The 16,103-nt window shown below is 50.5% G+C and carries 15 protein-coding genes; 8 read left to right on the top strand and 7 right to left on the bottom strand.

Annotated elements, in window-relative coordinates:
• Positions 1-21 precede the first annotated feature (21 nt).
• The gene (purM, locus tag NSCA4_RS0102970) at positions 22-1,056 is read right to left on the bottom strand and encodes a phosphoribosylformylglycinamidine cyclo-ligase (protein ID WP_016686757.1); all 1,035 of its coding nucleotides are present in this window, start codon (positions 1,054-1,056) and stop codon (positions 22-24) included.
• A 232-nt stretch (positions 1,057-1,288) separates the two neighbouring features.
• Here purM and NSCA4_RS0102965 point away from each other — a divergent pair, with 232 nt between their 5' ends.
• Together NSCA4_RS0102965 and NSCA4_RS0102955 are read left to right on the top strand one after the other, a co-directional pair.
• Positions 1,289-2,359, top strand: a complete 1,071-nt coding sequence (locus NSCA4_RS0102965) for an AI-2E family transporter (RefSeq protein WP_016686756.1) — start codon at positions 1,289-1,291, stop codon at positions 2,357-2,359.
• Between the two features lie 266 nt (positions 2,360-2,625).
• Entirely contained in the window at positions 2,626-3,345 is a 720-nt protein-coding gene (locus NSCA4_RS0102955) for an S-methyl-5'-thioinosine phosphorylase (RefSeq protein ID WP_016686754.1), read from the top strand.
• 243 nt (positions 3,346-3,588) lie between these two features.
• Here NSCA4_RS0102955 and metE read toward each other — a convergent pair whose 3' ends face one another.
• The 3 genes from metE to iscX all read right to left on the bottom strand — a co-directional run bounded on the left by metE (position 3,589) and on the right by iscX (position 7,422).
• Positions 3,589-5,865, bottom strand: coding sequence for a 5-methyltetrahydropteroyltriglutamate--homocysteine S-methyltransferase (gene metE / locus NSCA4_RS0102950; RefSeq protein ID WP_016686753.1), 2,277 nt, complete (start codon positions 5,863-5,865; stop codon positions 3,589-3,591).
• Between the two features lie 138 nt (positions 5,866-6,003).
• Entirely contained in the window at positions 6,004-6,882 is an 879-nt protein-coding gene (metF, locus tag NSCA4_RS0102945) for a methylenetetrahydrofolate reductase (protein WP_016686752.1), read from the bottom strand.
• Between the two features lie 342 nt (positions 6,883-7,224).
• Positions 7,225-7,422: a Fe-S cluster assembly protein IscX gene (gene iscX, locus NSCA4_RS0102940; RefSeq protein ID WP_003742471.1), complete on the bottom strand. Its 198-nt coding sequence runs from the start codon at positions 7,420-7,422 to the stop codon at positions 7,225-7,227.
• 332 nt (positions 7,423-7,754) lie between these two features.
• Between iscX and NSCA4_RS0102935 the strand changes: the two genes are divergently transcribed.
• Complete coding sequence (locus NSCA4_RS0102935; protein ID WP_016686751.1) at positions 7,755-8,363, top strand: hypothetical protein; 609 nt, start codon at positions 7,755-7,757, stop codon at positions 8,361-8,363.
• Positions 8,364-8,436: 73 nt separating this feature from the next.
• Here the strand turns inward: NSCA4_RS0102935 and fdx are convergent, their stop codons facing one another.
• The 3 genes from fdx to hscA form a co-directional block, all read right to left on the bottom strand.
• Complete coding sequence (fdx, locus tag NSCA4_RS0102930; RefSeq protein ID WP_016686750.1) at positions 8,437-8,778, bottom strand: ISC system 2Fe-2S type ferredoxin; 342 nt, start codon at positions 8,776-8,778, stop codon at positions 8,437-8,439.
• Positions 8,779-8,862: 84 nt separating this feature from the next.
• Positions 8,863-9,225: a TIGR02328 family protein gene (locus NSCA4_RS0102925; protein WP_016686749.1), complete on the bottom strand. Its 363-nt coding sequence runs from the start codon at positions 9,223-9,225 to the stop codon at positions 8,863-8,865.
• Positions 9,226-9,305: 80 nt separating this feature from the next.
• Positions 9,306-11,168, bottom strand: a complete 1,863-nt coding sequence (gene hscA, locus NSCA4_RS0102920; protein ID WP_016686748.1) for a Fe-S protein assembly chaperone HscA — start codon at positions 11,166-11,168, stop codon at positions 9,306-9,308.
• Positions 11,169-11,364: 196 nt separating this feature from the next.
• Here hscA and hpnD point away from each other — a divergent pair, with 196 nt between their 5' ends.
• From hpnD to NSCA4_RS0102895, 5 genes are all read left to right on the top strand, one after another.
• Positions 11,365-12,213: a presqualene diphosphate synthase HpnD gene (hpnD, locus tag NSCA4_RS0102915; RefSeq protein ID WP_016686747.1), complete on the top strand. Its 849-nt coding sequence runs from the start codon at positions 11,365-11,367 to the stop codon at positions 12,211-12,213.
• Positions 12,210-13,523: a hydroxysqualene dehydroxylase HpnE gene (hpnE, locus tag NSCA4_RS0102910; RefSeq protein ID WP_016686746.1), complete on the top strand. Its 1,314-nt coding sequence runs from the start codon at positions 12,210-12,212 to the stop codon at positions 13,521-13,523. Before hpnD ends, hpnE begins: the two co-directional genes overlap by 4 nt.
• 116 nt (positions 13,524-13,639) lie before the next feature.
• Complete coding sequence (locus NSCA4_RS0102905; RefSeq protein ID WP_016686745.1) at positions 13,640-14,359, top strand: SDR family oxidoreductase; 720 nt, start codon at positions 13,640-13,642, stop codon at positions 14,357-14,359.
• A 224-nt stretch (positions 14,360-14,583) separates the two neighbouring features.
• Positions 14,584-15,078: a contact-dependent growth inhibition system immunity protein gene (locus NSCA4_RS0102900; RefSeq protein WP_016686744.1), complete on the top strand. Its 495-nt coding sequence runs from the start codon at positions 14,584-14,586 to the stop codon at positions 15,076-15,078.
• Positions 15,079-15,235: 157 nt separating this feature from the next.
• Positions 15,236-15,862: a hypothetical protein gene (locus NSCA4_RS0102895; RefSeq protein WP_016686743.1), complete on the top strand. Its 627-nt coding sequence runs from the start codon at positions 15,236-15,238 to the stop codon at positions 15,860-15,862.
• Positions 15,863-16,103: the final 241 nt, after the last annotated feature.

The following is a 16,103-nucleotide window of genomic DNA, read 5'->3' as shown; positions in this document are numbered from 1 at the left end:
ATTTAGATTCAGGCTTTCGATTTAAGCAACTTGGGTTTGATGCTCGTCGCCGTTGCGTTCGCGGATTTTACCCAAACGGTAAACCATTTCGCCTTGTTCGGTTAAGAATGCCTGTACCGCACCGGCATCTTCTTCGGCAATCACGACCACCATGCCGATGCCGCAGTTGAAGGTGCGGTACATTTCTTGCGTTTCCACATTGCCTGCCTGTTGCAGCCATTGGAACAGTTTAGGCAATTCCCATGCTTTGGCATCGATTTGGGCGACAGTGTTTTCAGGCAGGATGCGCGGCACGTTTTCGGTGATGCCGCCGCCGGTAATATGCGCCATGCCTTTGACGGTGAATTTTTCCAAAGCGGCGAGAATGGGCTTCACATACAGGCGGGTAGGGGCAATGATGGTTTCGCGCAGGGTTTTGCCGTTGTCGAACTCGGCATCTAAATCGGGATTGTCGCGGGCGATGATTTTGCGGACGAGGGAGTACCCGTTGGAATGTGCGCCGTTGGAAGCCAGACCCAACACGATGTCACCCGCTTTGATACTGCGGCCGTTGATAACGCGCTCTTTTTCGACCACGCCGACGGCGAAGCCCGCCAAGTCGTATTCACCTTCGGGATACATGCCGGGCATTTCGGCGGTTTCGCCGCCGATGAGGGCGCAGCCGGATTCTTCGCAGCCTTGGGCGATGCCTTTAATGACGTCGGTAGCGCGGGCGACGTCGAGTTTGCCGCAGGCGAAATAGTCGAGGAAAAACAAAGGCTCTGCGCCTTGAACCAAAATGTCGTTGACGCTCATGGCGACGAGGTCGATGCCGACGGTGTCGTGTTTGTCCCAATCGAAGGCGAGTTTGAGCTTGGTGCCTACGCCGTCGGTGCCGCTGACGAGGACGGGATTTTTGTATTTTTTGCTGATTTCGACCAATGCGCCGAAGCCGCCCAAATCACCCAACACTTCGGGGCGCATGGTGCGTTTGGCAAAAGGTTTGATGTTTTCGACCAGTTGATCGCCGGCGTCAATGTCCACACCTGCGTCGCGGTAGCTCAATGAAGTGCTCATGAATGGGTTCCTTATCGTGAATGGGGCGGAAAAAGATGCGAAGTATTTTACTTTATTTTGCAGGCAGGGACTTGGATTTTTCAGTGATTTTGTAAATAATTCCGAGTTTCTATAAAAAGGCTTTCAATTCATCATAACTCACATGTTGAACAGGTTAAATCCTTCGGAAAATAATTTTAAATAATTTCGGCCAATTGCGCTGAAACACACATAGATAAGGTTAAAAAGTTATATGTATCAGAAAAAAACGCGCGGCTCGAAGCCGTGGATCATTATGGGCTTAGTAATTGTAGCTTTTGTCTGGTTACTGTATGCCTTGGGCAATATTCTGACACCGTTTATTGTCGCGGCAGTATTGGCTTATGTACTCAATCCGCTTGTAGAATGGTTGCAGAAAAAAAAGATTAAACGGGGCCCGGCTTCTATGATAGTAATGGTACTGGCGTTGCTACTTTTGCTATTGCTGATGCTGATTATTGTTCCTATGTTGATCAACCAATTTAACAATATGGTCAGCCGATTTCCTCAAATTGTTGATTTCATACAAAATAAACTACTGCCTTGGTTAAACAATGCGGCAGGCGATTATATGCAAATCGATCAGGACTCGGTGGTTGCCTGGCTGCAATCCCATACTGGTGAAATGAGTAATACGCTAACAGATTGGATGCCTACACTAATGCGCCAGAGCGGCAACGTCATCAGTAGTGTAACCAATCTTATACTGCTGCCACTTTTGCTTTATTACTTCCTATTGGACTGGAAACGCTGGGCTTACGCGATTAGCGCGTTGGTTCCTCGTCGCTTTATTGACTTTTATTCGCGCATCACAAGCAATATGGATGAAGTTTTGGGCGAATTCCTTCGCGGGCAGTTGATGGTGATGCTGATTATGGGGCTGGTGTATGGGGTCGGGCTGATGCTGGTCGGACTGGATTCGGGATTCGCCATCGGTATGATTGCCGGTATTTTGGTGTTCATTCCATATTTGGGTGCATTTACCGGTCTTTTGTTGGCTACTGTTGCCGCTTTGCTGCAGTTTGGCACATGGAACGGGCTGATTATGGTGTGGGTAATTTTTGGCATAGGACAGTTGCTGGAAAGCTTCCTCATAACTCCGAAGATAGTTGGCGACCGTATCGGTCTGTCGCCTTTTTGGGTAATTTTTTCCTTAATGGCTTTTGGACAACTCATGGGTTTTGTCGGTATGCTTGTGGGTCTGCCGCTTGCCGCCGTAACCTTAGTCCTGCTGCGCGAAGGTGTAAACGCTTACTTTCACAGCCGTTTTTACAAACACAAGTAAAAGGACAAAAAGGTCGTCTGAAATCGGATATGGGTTTTCAGACGACCTCCTAGCCCTTTCTTCGACAGCCATGTTGAACAATTTTGCACTTTGGTTTATATCCGGTTTTCTGTCGATATTGCTATGGGAAGTGCTTCCCGTAGACGACGGATACAGCTTTCCGGAAAAAATGAAAGTATTAATCCTGTTTTCCATCATCATGGCTGTTTTACAAACCTTTTTCTTTCCGACACTCACTTCCTGAAATCACTTATACAAAGGACCGTATGTTAGCCATCATCGGCGGCAGCAGCCTGACCAAGCTGCCCGAATTGAGCATTACTGACCGAAAAATCGTCCGCACCCCCTACGGACTGACCAGCAGCCCTGTCTTAAGCGGCAAACTAGGCAGTCGAGACATCATTTTCCTCGCGCGGCACGGCTTCGGCCATACCGTCGCGCCGCACGAAATCAACTACCGCGCAAACATCTGGGCGTTGCGTTCCATAGGTGCGGAATACATCGTCGCCGTTTCCTCCGTCATCAGCATCAACGACCGCTTTGAAAACGGCGCACTCGTCCTGCCCGACGACTTGATCGACTACACATACGGTCGCAAAGACACTTTTTTTGAAGGACAGGAAGAACCGGTCGTACACACTGACTTTCTCGACCCCTACACCGCCGAACTGCGCGAAAAAATCGTCGAACACGCGCAACAGCACCAAATGCCTTTATACACCCAAGCCGTTTACGGCTGCCTGCAAGGACCGCGCTGGCCGACCCGCGCCGAAATCAGACGTTACCGCCGCGACGGTGTGGACGTATTGGGCATGACCGGAATGCCCGAAGCCGTTCTCGCCCGCGAACTGGACATGAAATACGCCCACTTCTGCGGGATTACCGACATCCGCTGCCTAAGCGGCAAAATGACGGATACGGGCGGCTGTGGCATGGAAACGGAGCTTGCAGTCCTAAAAATCCGCCGCCTGCTTGCCGGCTTGTAAATAGCATCTTTTATGGAATGACTTTAAATACAGGACATGGCAATGAAACTGTGGGTAGCGTAAGCAGTACGAAGCTGATTCATCTGTTGTCTCATCATTGGGGATCATCTTTCTGAAGCTTAGGTGAAGCAATGCCGTATTGCTTGAAAGTTAATCCACTATGTTTTTCTCTTGATTCTTTAAACCATATAAAAAGGTCGTCTGAAAATTTTCAGACGACCTTTTGATTACGCTAGTGCAAACTTATTTTGCCAATTCGGCACGCAGTTTGTGGGTAACGTTCATCATTACTTGGAGTTGTTCCAGAGTTTCTTTCCAACCGCGTGTTTTCAGACCGCAGTCCGGGTTCACCCACAGGCGTTCAACCAGTACGACTTCGATGGCTTTACGCAACAGGTGTTCCACTTCGGCTTCTGTCGGTACGCGTGGGCTGTGGATGTCGTAAACGCCCGGACCGATGTCGTTCGGGTATTTGAACTCGCCGAACGCGGTCAAGAGTTCCATGTCGGAACGCGAAGTCTCGATGGTAATCACGTCGGCGTCCATAGCTGCGATGGCGGGCAGGATGTCGTTGAACTCAGAGTAGCACATATGGGTGTGGATTTGTGTGCTGTCTTCGCAACCGGTAGAGGACAGGCGGAAGGATTCGCCTGCCCAGTTCAGGTAGGCATCCCAATCGGCACGTTTCAAAGGCAGACCTTCGCGGATGGCAGGTTCGTCGATTTGGATGACTTTGATGCCTGCTTTTTCCAGATCCAATACTTCGTCGTTCAGAGCCAGTGCGATTTGTTTGCACACGGTAGAGCGTGGAATATCGTTGCGGACGAAAGACCATTGCAGAATGGTGACAGGACCGGTCAACATACCTTTCATTGGGCGTTTGGTCAGGCTTTGTGCGTAAGTGGACCAAGCCACGGTCATGGCTTCAGGACGGCTTACGTCACCGAAGATGATAGGTGGTTTCACGCAGCGTGAACCGTAGCTTTGTACCCAGCCGTATTGGGTGAATGCAAAACCGCTCAACAGTTCGCCGAAGTATTCGACCATGTCGTTACGCTCGGCTTCGCCGTGCACCAGTACGTCCAAGTCCAGTTTTTCTTGCTCTTCAACCACCAAGGCGATTTCTTTTTTCATCGCGGCTTCGTAATCGGCGGCAGACAGTTCGCCTTTTTTGAAGGCTGCGCGTGCTTGGCGGATTTCGGTAGTTTGCGGGAAAGAACCGATGTTGGTAGTCGGCAGCAGAGGCAGGTTCAACCATGCTTGTTGCGCTTTGAGACGGTCGGCAAACGGTGATTTGCGTTGGTCTGCGTTGGCAGGCAAATCAGCCAGACGTTTGGCAACGTCTGCGCGGTGGATTTCGCTGCTGTTGGCGCGGGAATCGGCAGCTGCTTGGCTGGCAGCCAGTTCTTCGGCAACAGAATCACGGCCTTCGTTCAATGCGGCTTTCAGAACGCGCAATTCTTGGGTTTTTTGCAGGGTAAATGCCAACCAAGAGTACAGGTCGGGTTTGTTGGCTTTCAGTTTTTCTTCAACTGACAAGTCAAATGGAGTGTGCAACAGCGAGCAAGAGCTGGAAATCCACAAGCGGTCGCCCAGTTTGGCTTTCAGAGGCTCGACAGTTTCCAAAACTTTGTTCAGGTTGGCGCGCCAGATGTTGCGGCCGTCGATAACGCCGGCAGACAGAACTTTGTCGTAGTCGGCGAACGCGTCCAGTTGTTCGGGAGCGCGTACCAAGTCGATGTGCAGACCGTCAACGGGCAGGGCTTTCAGCAAAGCGGCGTGTTCGGCAACAGAACCGAAGTAAGTGCTCAACAGGATTTTGGCGTTTACTTTGCTCAAAGTGGCGTAAACGTCTTTGTAGGCTTCCACCCATTCTTTAGGCAGGTCAACAGCCAATGCAGGCTCGTCGATTTGAATCCATTCGGCGCCGGCTTCAACCAAAGCGTTCAGGATTTCAACGTAAACGGGCAGCAGTTTTTGCAACAGGCTCAGGCGGTCGAATTCGACTGCACCTTTTTCTTTACCTACCCACAGGAAGGTCAGCGGGCCGACGATGGTCGGTTTGGCTTTCAGACCGAGGGCTTGGGCTTCTTTCAGTTGTTGCACGTAGTGTTTGGCGTTCGCTTTGAATTCGGTATCGGCGTGGAATTCAGGCACCAAGTAGTGATAGTTGGTGTCGAACCATTTGGTCATTTCGATGGCGAATTGGTCTTTGTTACCACGAGCCAGTTGGAAGAATTGTTCCAAAGACAGGTTTTGGCTGTCGAAGCCGAAACGGACGGGGATTGCGCCGGTAGCGACTTGCAGGTCGAGGATGTGGTCGTAGAAAGTGAAATCGCCTACGGCAACGAAATCGGCGTTGGCGGCGGCTTGGTGTTTCCAGTTTTTCTCGCGCAGGTCTTTGGCGACGTCGAGCAGCTCTTGTTCGCTGATTTCTTTGCGCCAGTATTTTTCTTGGGCGAATTTCAATTCACGGAAGGCGCCGACACGCGGGAAGCCTGAGAAATGTAATGTTGTCATGTTGAACTCTCCAGTTGGATTTTGTAAGGACCGGTTCAATCCGAATCGGTCGGTATTGTAAATCAGAATAGGGCGGATGGGGTGGCGTTTTGTTTTTCAGACGACCTTTTGGGTCGTCTGAAACCGTTTTATACGGCTTTAGGGACGCACGCCTAAAATATGGCAGATGGCGTAAGTCAGCTCGCTGCGGTTGAGCGTGTAGAAGTGGAAATCTTTCACGCCTTCGCGGGACAGGACTTTGACCATGTCGATGGCGATACTTGCCGCCACCAGATTGCGCGTGCCTTGGTCGTCGTCCAAGCCTTCATACATTTGCGACAGCCATTTCGGGATTTTGACGTTGGTTACTTGCGCCATTTTGCCGAGTTGCTTGAAGTTGGTCACAGGCAGGATGCCGGGAACGATTTCGACATCGATGCCCAACATCACGCAGCGGTCGCGGAAGCGCAGGTAGCGTTCTACGTCAAAGAAGAATTGGGTGATGACGTGGTTTGCACCCGCATCGATTTTGCGCTTCAGATTAATCAGGTCGGCTTGTGCGGATTTTGCTTCGGGATGCACTTCGGGGTATGCCGCTACGGAGATGTCGAAGTCGGCGACGGAACGCAGGAGCTTGACCAAGTCTTCGGCGTAAAACGGTTTTTTCTCATAACCGGGCGGCTCGTCGCCGCGCAGGGCGACAATACGGCGGATGCCGCTGTCCCAATAGTCTTTGGCGATTTGGCGCAATTCGTCGGGAGAAGCGTCGATGCCGGTCAGGTGTGGCGCGGCTTCCAAGCCGGTTTCTTGTTGGATGCGTTTGACGATGCTGTGTGTACGGTCGCGTTCGCCGGAGTTTGCGCCGTAAGTGACGGATACGAACTTGGGATGCAGGGTTTGCAGGCGATGGATGGAGTCCCACAGCATGGTTTCCATTTGTTCGTTTTTCGGTGGGAAAAATTCGAACGAAACGTTGATGTCGCCTTTCAAATCGGAAAGGCTGTTGTTTAACGCATTGATTTCTTTTGCGTAACTCATTTGCTGTGTACCTCGGTTGTCTTTTTTAAACGTTTTCAGGTTAGTATGATAAATTTGCCTTGTGTATGAGTCAAATTCAAAATTTTCAGAAAGTTTATGAATTATTTTAATGTAGATGCCGTTGACTCTGTTCCTATTCATAGGAGGATAGGCTGGGGGGAGAATACCTATTCACAGATGTGGGAATGTTTTGAAATTAAATGAATTTCAATGGTTGGTATTTCACTTGAACAGCGGCATCGACAGGATATTTCGCATTTGAATTTGCACGAAGCCCATTAAAACGTCGTCTGAAAATTTTTCAGACGACGTCTTTGTCTTTGGCTTGCAAACGATGCAGCCTCACTCAGCCTCTTCAATCCATGCCTGTTGCACGGCTTCGAGGATGCGTTCGCCGCAGCGTGCGGGATCGTCGTCGAAGTCGGGCAACGCCATAATCAGGTCGCGCAACTGGGTGAAGCGAACGGTTTTCGGGTCGATGCTGTCGCCGTGCAGGTCGTAGAGTTCTTCGGCGATGCGTTGGGTGTCTGTCCATTTCATGATGTCGTTCCTTTTGGATTGTCCGAATTTTTGATTCGGGTTCAGTGGTACGGGTATTTTAATGCTTCTATAAACCGAGCGTCAGCCTTTTGTTTAGCTGTTTTACGCAATGGTAAGGCATATAGGGCAACGGGCGGTTTGGGTAAGCGCTTGTCTGCAATGCCAAATGCTTCCGAAATCGCACATGGTATTTTCCCATGTAATATTTTCATTTCAGACGCTTAAAACATTTTGCTGACTTTCACTTAGAAAAATTTACATTTTGTCATGCAACCAAATCATATGGAATGGTTCTTAAAGTAATCCATTACAGTATGAATAAGAGGAAATTGATGAATAACACACTCAATGCCAAATTATCCAAACTTATTTACGCGCTCGCTTCCGACGACCCCAATTATCTTGCCAAAGCGGGCATGTTCGACCGCCTGCTGCTGCTCATCCGCGAGCTTTACCAAATGCTGGACGATAGCGAGGGGTTGAATCGGCTCTCGCTGCGCCTCCGATATGGCAAGCGTTACGGCATGATTGCTTTGGATGCCGCCGCGCCTGGCGAAGACGCGGGCGCTTTGCGCTTGAAACGCTGGATGGTGTATTCGCGCATAGCGGAACGCATCGTCGGCTGCGGCAACGATTTATCTGTCGCGCTTGACGATATGGTGGTGGAAAATGAAGAAGCAAAACAGTGTTATATGGATGCCGCAAACGAAATCATCAAACGCTTCGGCTTGGCTGGCTATGTACCCGAGCCGCCGAAATCCGTGACAGCCGAACAAAACGAGCCTGCACCGAAACCCGAGCCTAAGAGCATCATTACCCGTCGCGGCAGCAGTCTCAGTATGCTCAACGCCAAAGGCAGAGTGGAAAGCTATCCTGTCGCTCAAACCACTGCTTCAATGAAAGTATCTCGCTTAAGGTTTATCGTTCCCCGTTCCAAATAATGGTTTGATGGCGGTTTGACGGAAGGTCGTCTGAAAACAGTCGGTGAGGCAGTTTTCAGACGACCTCTTTGCATCAATGATCTTCGCGCGCGTGGTTGATGGTGTATTTGGGGATTTCGACCACCAAATCTTCGTCGGCGACCACTGCCTGACAGCTCAGGCGCGAGTCGGCTTCCAAGCCCCATGCCTGGTCGAGCAGGTCTTCTTCCAATTCGGTCGGCTCTTCCAAGCTGTCGAAACCTTTGCGGATGATGACGTGGCAGGTGGTGCAGGCGCAGGATTTTTCGCAGGCGTGATCGACTTCGATGTCGTGGTCGAGCAGCACGTCAAGGACGGTTTTGCCTTCGGGCGCGTCTTCAATGACTGCGCCTTCGGGACATAATACGGCGTGTGGGAGTACGGTGATTTTGGGCATTTTTATTGTCTCTTGTAATGAGTGGGTAGGGTTTGTCAGTCGTTTTCAGACGACCTTTTGTATGAAGGGGTCGTCTGAAACCATTTATAACATGATACCTTTGCTTTTTAAATTTTCCAGACATTCGTCCAGATACGCATCATCGTGTTCGGGATAAATCGGCGAATCGGCAGCTTGGATATCGTGTGCGGGATAAGGGGCAACCGCTTTGCCGCGGTACAACGGGTCTTTCCACAGCGGGTCGGGTTTGTAGCCGCGTTTTTCCATTTCTTCCATAATCAGCGCGTGATATAGATATAGCTTGTCAGGCGAATGGGTGAAAACGTAATTCACCGTCGCGTGCGGTCTGCCCCAGCCTGCTCCGCGAAGTGCGGCGCATTCGCGGTGTTGCCCTAAAAGCTGGGCGCGGGGGAGCAGGGGGATGAGGGTTTGGTGCCAGAGTCTCATAGGAGAAATCGTTTCAGATTGGATATTAGATTTTCAGACGACCTTTGTGTCTTTCGGGGTCGTCTGAAACTGTTTAGGCATCAAATATTATCGACACTTTGTCCCGTCAGCGCACGTTGGATATTGCGGTTCATGCGTTTGGCGGCGAAGTTGTCGGTGCTGCGGCTGAGTTTGGCAACGGCAGCGCGGATGTCTTCGGCGTTGCCGTCTTTCAGACGCCCTTGCAAGTCGGCGATGTCTTGCTGGATTTGTGCAAGCTCTTCGGCATCCAGCAAATCGCTATCCAACTCAAGAGCGGCGTTGACGGCGTCGGTCAGGCTTTCGGCTTCGACCACGGCTTCGGCGCGGGCGCGTGCCGCCATGTCTTCGGCGGCGTTGCTCATGCTGTCTTTGAGCATTTGGGTGATGGTGTCGTCGTCCAAGCCGTAGGAAGGTTTGACTTCGATTTGCGCCTGTACGCCGGTGCTTTGTTCTTGGGCGGAAACGGACAGCAAGCCGTCGGCGTCCACTTGGAAGGTAATGCGGATACGCGCCGCGCCTGCTGCCATGGGCGGAATGCCGCGCAGGGTGAATTTGGCAAGGCTGCGGCAGTCGGAAACGAGTTCTCGCTCGCCTTGTACGACGTGTATCGTCATGGCGGTTTGACCGTCTTTGAAGGTGGTGAAATCCTGCGCGCGCGCGGTGGGGATGGTGGAATTACGCGGGATGATTTTTTCGGCGAGTCCGCCGTAGGTTTCCAAACCGAGCGACAAGGGGGTAACGTCCAGCAGCAGCCATTCGCCGTCGGTTTTGTTGCCGGCAAGGACGTTCGCCTGTATGGCGGCGCCGAGCGCGACAACTTCGTCGGGGTTGAGGTTGTTCAGCGGGGTTTGTCCGAAGAAGGTGGCGACCGCTTGTTGGACGTGCAGCATACGTGTTGAGCCGCCGACCATAATCACGCCTTTGATGTCGGCTTTCGTCACGCCTGCGTCTTTCAGGGCTTGTTTAACCGGCTCTATGGTTTTTTGCACCAAGTTTTGCGTCAGGTGGTGAAACTCTTGGCGGGTAATGACGGTATGGATTTTGCGGCCGTCTGAAAGCATGGCTTCGACGATGGCTTCGGTTTGGTTGGTCAGTTGTTCTTTGGCGGCGCGGACAAGGGAAAGCAGAAGTTGGCTGTCGCGCTCGTTGAGTTTGGAAAGGTCGTTTTGCTCAAGCAAGTGGCAGAACAGGCGGTGGTCGAAATCGTCGCCGCCCAATGCGCTGTTGCCGCCGGTGGCTTTGACTTCAAACAGCCCTTTGGTCAGTTGCAATACGGATACGTCGAACGTGCCTCCGCCCAAGTCGTAAACGACAAATGTGCCTTCTGAGGCGTTGTCCAGCCCGTAGGCAATCGCAGCGGCGGTCGGCTCGTTGAGCAGGCGCAAGACGTTCAAGCCCGCCAAACGCGCGGCATCTTTGGTGGCTTGGCGTTGTGCATCGTCGAAATAGGCGGGAACGGTAATGACGGCGCCAACCAAATCGCCGCCCAATGTTTCTTCGGCACGCGCTTTGAGGGCTTTGAGGATTTCAGACGACACTTCGATAGGCGTTTTGGCACCTTGGCGGGTGTTCAGCTCGACCACACGCTCGTTGGGCGTGAACCGGTAGGGCAGGTATTGCGCCTCATGCGCGAGGTCGGCCAGCGTGCGACCAATCAGGCGTTTGGCGGAACTGATGGTGTTCAGCGGGTCGGTTTTTTGGGCGGAAAGGGCGGTTTTGCCGACTTCGACGGCGTCGCCTTCGCCGTAGCGGACGACGGAGGGCAGGGGGGTGCGCCCGTCAGTATCGGTCAGACAAACCGGGCTGCCGCTGCGGACGGTAGCAACCAGGCTGTTGGTCGTCCCCAAGTCGATGCCGACGGCGAGACGGTGTTGATGCGGAGCGGCGGACATGCCGGGTTCGGAAATCTGCAAAAGAGCCATGATTGTGTGCCTTTTGATGCTGTATTTATTAGGATAGTTCGGTATTTTAACAGATTTCGGGCGGATAGTTGAGTGGTTTGGTAGGGAATTGCGATAATCGGATTCCTTTTATTTATAAAGGTCGTCTGAAATTTCCCTACTGCCCCAAATCCGATAAAATCTGATTTTACTATTATGATAATTTTTAGGACACGCCGTGCAAGGACTTGATTATTGTCGCCAGAAGGCAGAAGAAAGCCGCTCCAGTTTTTTGTCGGGCTTCCGTTTCCTGCCGCAGGAAAAGCGGGATGCGATAACGGTTTTGTATGCTTTTTGCCGCGAATTGGACGATGTGGTCGATGACTGTTCAGATCCGAATGTGGCGCAGGCAACATTAAACTGGTGGCGCGGCGATTTGGACAAGGTATTCGGCGACGTGATGCCGGAGCATCCGGTCAATCAGGCTTTGCGGCAGATAAAGGAAATGTTCAAGCTGCCGAAATATGAATTGGAAGCCTTAATCGACGGGATGCAGATGGATTTGGTTCAGGCGCGTTACGGTAGTTTTGAAGAGTTGAAACTGTATTGCCACCGCGTTGCGGGCGTAGTCGGCTGCCTGATTGCTCGAATTTTGGGATTTTCAGACGACCGAACGCTGGAATACGCCGATAAGATGGGGCTGGCGTTGCAACTGACGAACATTATCCGCGATGTCGGCGAGGATGCGAGAAACGGTCGGATTTACCTGCCGACAGAGGAAATGCAGCAGTTTGACGTACCTGCCAGCGTGATCATGCAATGTAAGCCGACGGATAACTTTGCCGAACTGATGCGTTTTCAAGTTTCACGTGCCCGCGAGACCTATCGCGAGGCGATGTCGCTGTTGCCCGCCGCCGATAAAAAATCCCAAAAAGTCGGTTTGGTGATGGCGGCGATTTATTACGCGCTATTGAATGAAATCGATCGCGACGGTGCGCAAAACGTTCTGACTTATAAAATTGCCATTCCTTCGCCACGCAAAAAGCGTATTGCCCTGAAAACCTGGTTATTCGGATTTAAGCCATGAATACTCCGCATCTTCGCCCGAAAATTGCCGTCGTCGGTGCAGGCTGGGCAGGTTTGTCTGCCGCAGTGTTGTTGGCGCGCCGTGCTGATGTTACCGTGTTTGAAGCCGGTCGGCAGGCTGGGGGTAGGGCGCGTACTTTGGCTGGAAACGCTGACGGATTCAGCTTTCTGGACAATGGACAGCATATTTTGCTCGGTGCGTATCACGGCGTATTAACGCTGATGGAACATATCGGCGTCAACCCTGAAGCCGCGTTCTGCCGTTTGCCCCTGCAATGGCATATGTATGAAGGTTTGCAGTTTCAAAGTACCAATCTTCCTTCGCCGCTGCATATTTTGACCGGCATATTGCGCGCGAAAAATATTTCGTTTTCTCTGAAAATCAGGTTGTTATCCGATATGGGGGCGTTGCAGCGTTACGCACGCGGCAAGCGCACTGATTTGGCTGTTGCCCAATGGCTGCGACGACGCAATGTCCCGCGCAGGCTGGTTGCAGAGTTTTGGCAGCCGCTGGTGTGGGGTGCGCTCAATACGCCGTTGGAACACGCGAGCCTGCGCATACTATGCAATGTGCTGTCCGATGGCGTGTGGGCAGACAAATCAGGCAGCGATTACCTTTTGCCCAAGCGCGATTTAGGCGCAATCATTGCCGAGCCTGCGTTGGCAAAACTCAAGCAGTTTGGTGCGGACATCCGTCTTGAAACCCGAGTAGGTCGTCTGAAAAACCTTCCTGACGGGCGCATTGTTGTGAATGATGAGGCTTTTGATGCCGTTATTGTTGCGACTGCGCCGTATCATGCCGCCCATCTCTTTCCTGAAGAAACGCCCGACTATATTCAGACGACCTATCAAAATCTCCGCTACCACTCGATTACTACTGTCTATCTTCGCTATGCCGTTCCCGTCCATCTGCCTACGCCGCTGACCGGACTTGCCGACGGTACGGCGCAATGGCTGGTGTATCGCGGCGCCCTCGGTTTGCCGACAAACGAAGTCGCTGCCGTTATCAGCGTTTCCGATCACGTCGGAGCATTCAAAAGCCAAGAATGGGCAGAGAAAGTCCATGCCGACGTGAAACGCATCTGCCCTTATTTGGACGAACCCGAAGCCGTCCGTGTTATCACCGAAAAACGCGCGACCACAGCCGGCACGCCTAATTTCGTCACTCCCGATTTTGCTTGGCTGCACCAGCGGAATATCTATCCCGCAGGCGACTACTTGCATCCGCGTTATCCGGCTACCTTGGAAGCGGCGGTACAGTCGGGTTTGACGGCGGCGGAAAGGTGTTTGGCTGATTTCGGATTAATATAAAGGTCGTCTGAAACTCGAATCCGAGTTTCAGACGACCTATTCCGATTGCCTTTACAAGACACTGCAAACCGTTAAAATACCGTAAATCCCTCAAACTTCACAATTAAGGAAGAATTATGCCGACATTGCAAAATAAAACGATTCTGGTAACCGGAGCATCGCAAGGCTTGGGCGAACAGGTGGCCAAAGCCTATGCCGAAGCGGGGGCGACCGTGATTTTGGTTGCACGCCATCAAAAAAAGCTGGAAAAAGTTTATGATGCGATTGTCGAAGCAGGCTGTCCCGAGCCGTTTGCCATTTGTTTCGATTTAATCGGCGCGGAAGAAAAAGAATTCGAACAATTTGCCGCAACCATCGGCGAAGCGATTCAGGGGAAACTCGACGGTATCGTCCATTGCGCCAGCTATTTTTATGCGCTCTCGCCTTTAGATTTCCAAACCGTCGCCGAATGGGTCAACCAATACCGTATCAACACCGTTGCACCGATGGGACTGACCCGTGCGCTGCTTCCGCTGCTGAAGCAGTCGCCCGATGCGTCCGTCATCTTCGTCGGCGAAAGCCACGGTGAAACCCCGAAAGCTTACTGGGGCGGTTTCGGTGCATCCAAAGCCGCATTGAATTATTTGTGTAAAGTGGCCGCCGACGAATGGGAACGTTTTGAAAACCTGCGTGCCAATGTTCTGGTCCCCGGTCCGATTAATTCGCCGCAACGCATCAAATCCCATCCCGGCGAATCGAAGAGCGAACGTAAAAACTACGAAGACGTATTGCCCCAGTTTGTTTGGTGGGCAAGTGAAGGGAGCAGGGGACGAAGCGGCGAAATCGTTTATCTTTGATTAGCTTCTACCGTAATTTGAAAGGTCGTCTGAAAAGGTTTCAGACGACCTTTTTATTGCTTCTTTGTTCGCTCATGAAGCCTTCCTCAACCTGCCTTAAGGTTTTATGCGGACTACGGCGTGCTTGCTGCACAAACTAATAAGGAGCAAAGATTGCAGTTGCAACGTGTGGTAGAGTATGGCAAAAATCGAAACATTACAGTCAAAATTACGGAGATCGAATAATGATTTTTAAACAGGATCAAAATTATTGGGCAGTTTTTTATGCTAATGAAGAAGCTCTGATTGTTCAAACATGTTCAGGCTTAGGGTTAACGGCAATAGACCACCTATATCCCCCCCATATCCTGCCATTAGATACCGACAATGAAACTTTAGGCACTACGGTCTTGCAAGCGTTGGCAAACAGCAGGACTTTCGTTTATGACAGTTCGGAAGACCAAGATTTTTTTGATACCGAAAAATTTCGGCAACGCTATGAGGATTGGGTTGCCAACCTATGCGGGAACTTGGGCTATAAAACCAGACGCGCCCTATTTAAAAACATGATGAGCGGGGATATTTGGCTGCACAACGGCTGCCTGAAAATCAGCCCGAGCCGCCATGTCAAGCTGGAAGCGTGGGATGCCATTGATGCAGACGATGTGATTTTATCATTGGATAACAGCCCTGAAGAAATCGGAGCAGGTTTAAGGTTGGCATTGAGCCGCTGCCGATAATATTTGACAAAAGGCCGTCTGAGAGCCGGAAACTTTTTTCAGACGATCTTTTTTATCACACTCAAAGCCCGCGTGCGTACCGCACACACCTTACCTGCACAGGTTTAATGCAGGCTACGGCTTGCTGAAGATAAAGTTATTAAGGAATTTGGCAAATATGGAAAAGATTGAGAAATTTAAATCTGAATTATTGGATAACATCTTTGGGTACATCCAGTGTATATCCATTTTTGTCTATAAGAGAAATATATATTATTTGATTGATTATAAGGAAAATTTTGAGTTGAATGCAAAAATATCTTTTGATATTTATTTAAAAGAGGGAGTTATAACTAAAGAGCAATATGATTGTGATTATAAAAACTACCGAAATGGTATCTGGCAATTAACTAAGGACAATTTCGAAAGCTATCTTCAATCAGATTCAGTCGTCGTACTGGAAAAAGACGAATTGAAGGCACTGATGTTACAGGGATTTACTTCTGATGAAGCGGTAAGGTTATATTCCGTTGTCGAAAATAAGTTGTCGTACAATGAACCTATCTCAGATTCCAGCAAACAAAGTGATTTCTTAAAAATCAATCAGATTTCTTCGAGACTGCCGTTGTTCTATATTAATTTTGATACGGAAGTTTACCTTCATATGGATTGGGACAGATGCCATGAAGATTATGTCTATGATGGTTGGTTTTCTAAGGCGATGGACTTTGGGTATTTGATACCGGACGAATTTTGTTATTGGAAAATCGAAGGACGGGATTATTGGAAATTTCGGCAATTATAAAAATAAATAAATGATACAAGTCGTAGTCTGCCCAAAACTGAAGGTGGGGGCTGAGGCACGCACGAGGTTCAACAAGTGATATTTCGCATCATTTGATAATAGGTCGTCTGAAAGTTGGAAAATCGTTTCAGCAGGCGTAGGTCGGATTCTCGAATCCGACAGCTTCATGGGGGAGATTTGATCGGATACAAGTATCCGACAGCTTTATGCGGAAGGTTTTGTCGGATACAAGTATCCGACC

This window comes from Neisseria sicca 4320 (assembly GCF_000193735.1).
GTDB lineage: Bacteria > Pseudomonadota > Gammaproteobacteria > Burkholderiales > Neisseriaceae > Neisseria > Neisseria sicca_E.
This window is presented reverse-complemented; position numbering and strand designations above follow the sequence as displayed.

What these genes read in the sequence shown, in the direction of transcription:
- NSCA4_RS0102900 (WP_016686744.1), top strand. Translation starts at nt 14,584, where the DNA reads ATGATTTTTAAACAGGATCAAAATTATTGGGCAGTTTTTTATGCTAAT.
- NSCA4_RS0102965 (WP_016686756.1), top strand. Translation starts at nt 1,289, where the DNA reads ATGTATCAGAAAAAAACGCGCGGCTCGAAGCCGTGGATCATTATGGGC.
- purM (WP_016686757.1), bottom strand. Translation starts at nt 1,056, where the DNA reads ATGAGCACTTCATTGAGCTACCGCGACGCAGGTGTGGACATTGACGCC.
- metE (WP_016686753.1), bottom strand. Translation starts at nt 5,865, where the DNA reads ATGACAACATTACATTTCTCAGGCTTCCCGCGTGTCGGCGCCTTCCGT.
- NSCA4_RS0102935 (WP_016686751.1), top strand. Translation starts at nt 7,755, where the DNA reads ATGAATAACACACTCAATGCCAAATTATCCAAACTTATTTACGCGCTC.
- NSCA4_RS0102895 (WP_016686743.1), top strand. Translation starts at nt 15,236, where the DNA reads ATGGAAAAGATTGAGAAATTTAAATCTGAATTATTGGATAACATCTTT.
- hscA (WP_016686748.1), bottom strand. Translation starts at nt 11,168, where the DNA reads ATGGCTCTTTTGCAGATTTCCGAACCCGGCATGTCCGCCGCTCCGCAT.
- fdx (WP_016686750.1), bottom strand. Translation starts at nt 8,778, where the DNA reads ATGCCCAAAATCACCGTACTCCCACACGCCGTATTATGTCCCGAAGGC.
- hpnE (WP_016686746.1), top strand. Translation starts at nt 12,210, where the DNA reads ATGAATACTCCGCATCTTCGCCCGAAAATTGCCGTCGTCGGTGCAGGC.
- metF (WP_016686752.1), bottom strand. Translation starts at nt 6,882, where the DNA reads ATGAGTTACGCAAAAGAAATCAATGCGTTAAACAACAGCCTTTCCGAT.
- iscX (WP_003742471.1), bottom strand. Translation starts at nt 7,422, where the DNA reads ATGAAATGGACAGACACCCAACGCATCGCCGAAGAACTCTACGACCTG.
- NSCA4_RS0102905 (WP_016686745.1), top strand. Translation starts at nt 13,640, where the DNA reads ATGCCGACATTGCAAAATAAAACGATTCTGGTAACCGGAGCATCGCAA.
- NSCA4_RS0102955 (WP_016686754.1), top strand. Translation starts at nt 2,626, where the DNA reads ATGTTAGCCATCATCGGCGGCAGCAGCCTGACCAAGCTGCCCGAATTG.
- NSCA4_RS0102925 (WP_016686749.1), bottom strand. Translation starts at nt 9,225, where the DNA reads ATGAGACTCTGGCACCAAACCCTCATCCCCCTGCTCCCCCGCGCCCAG.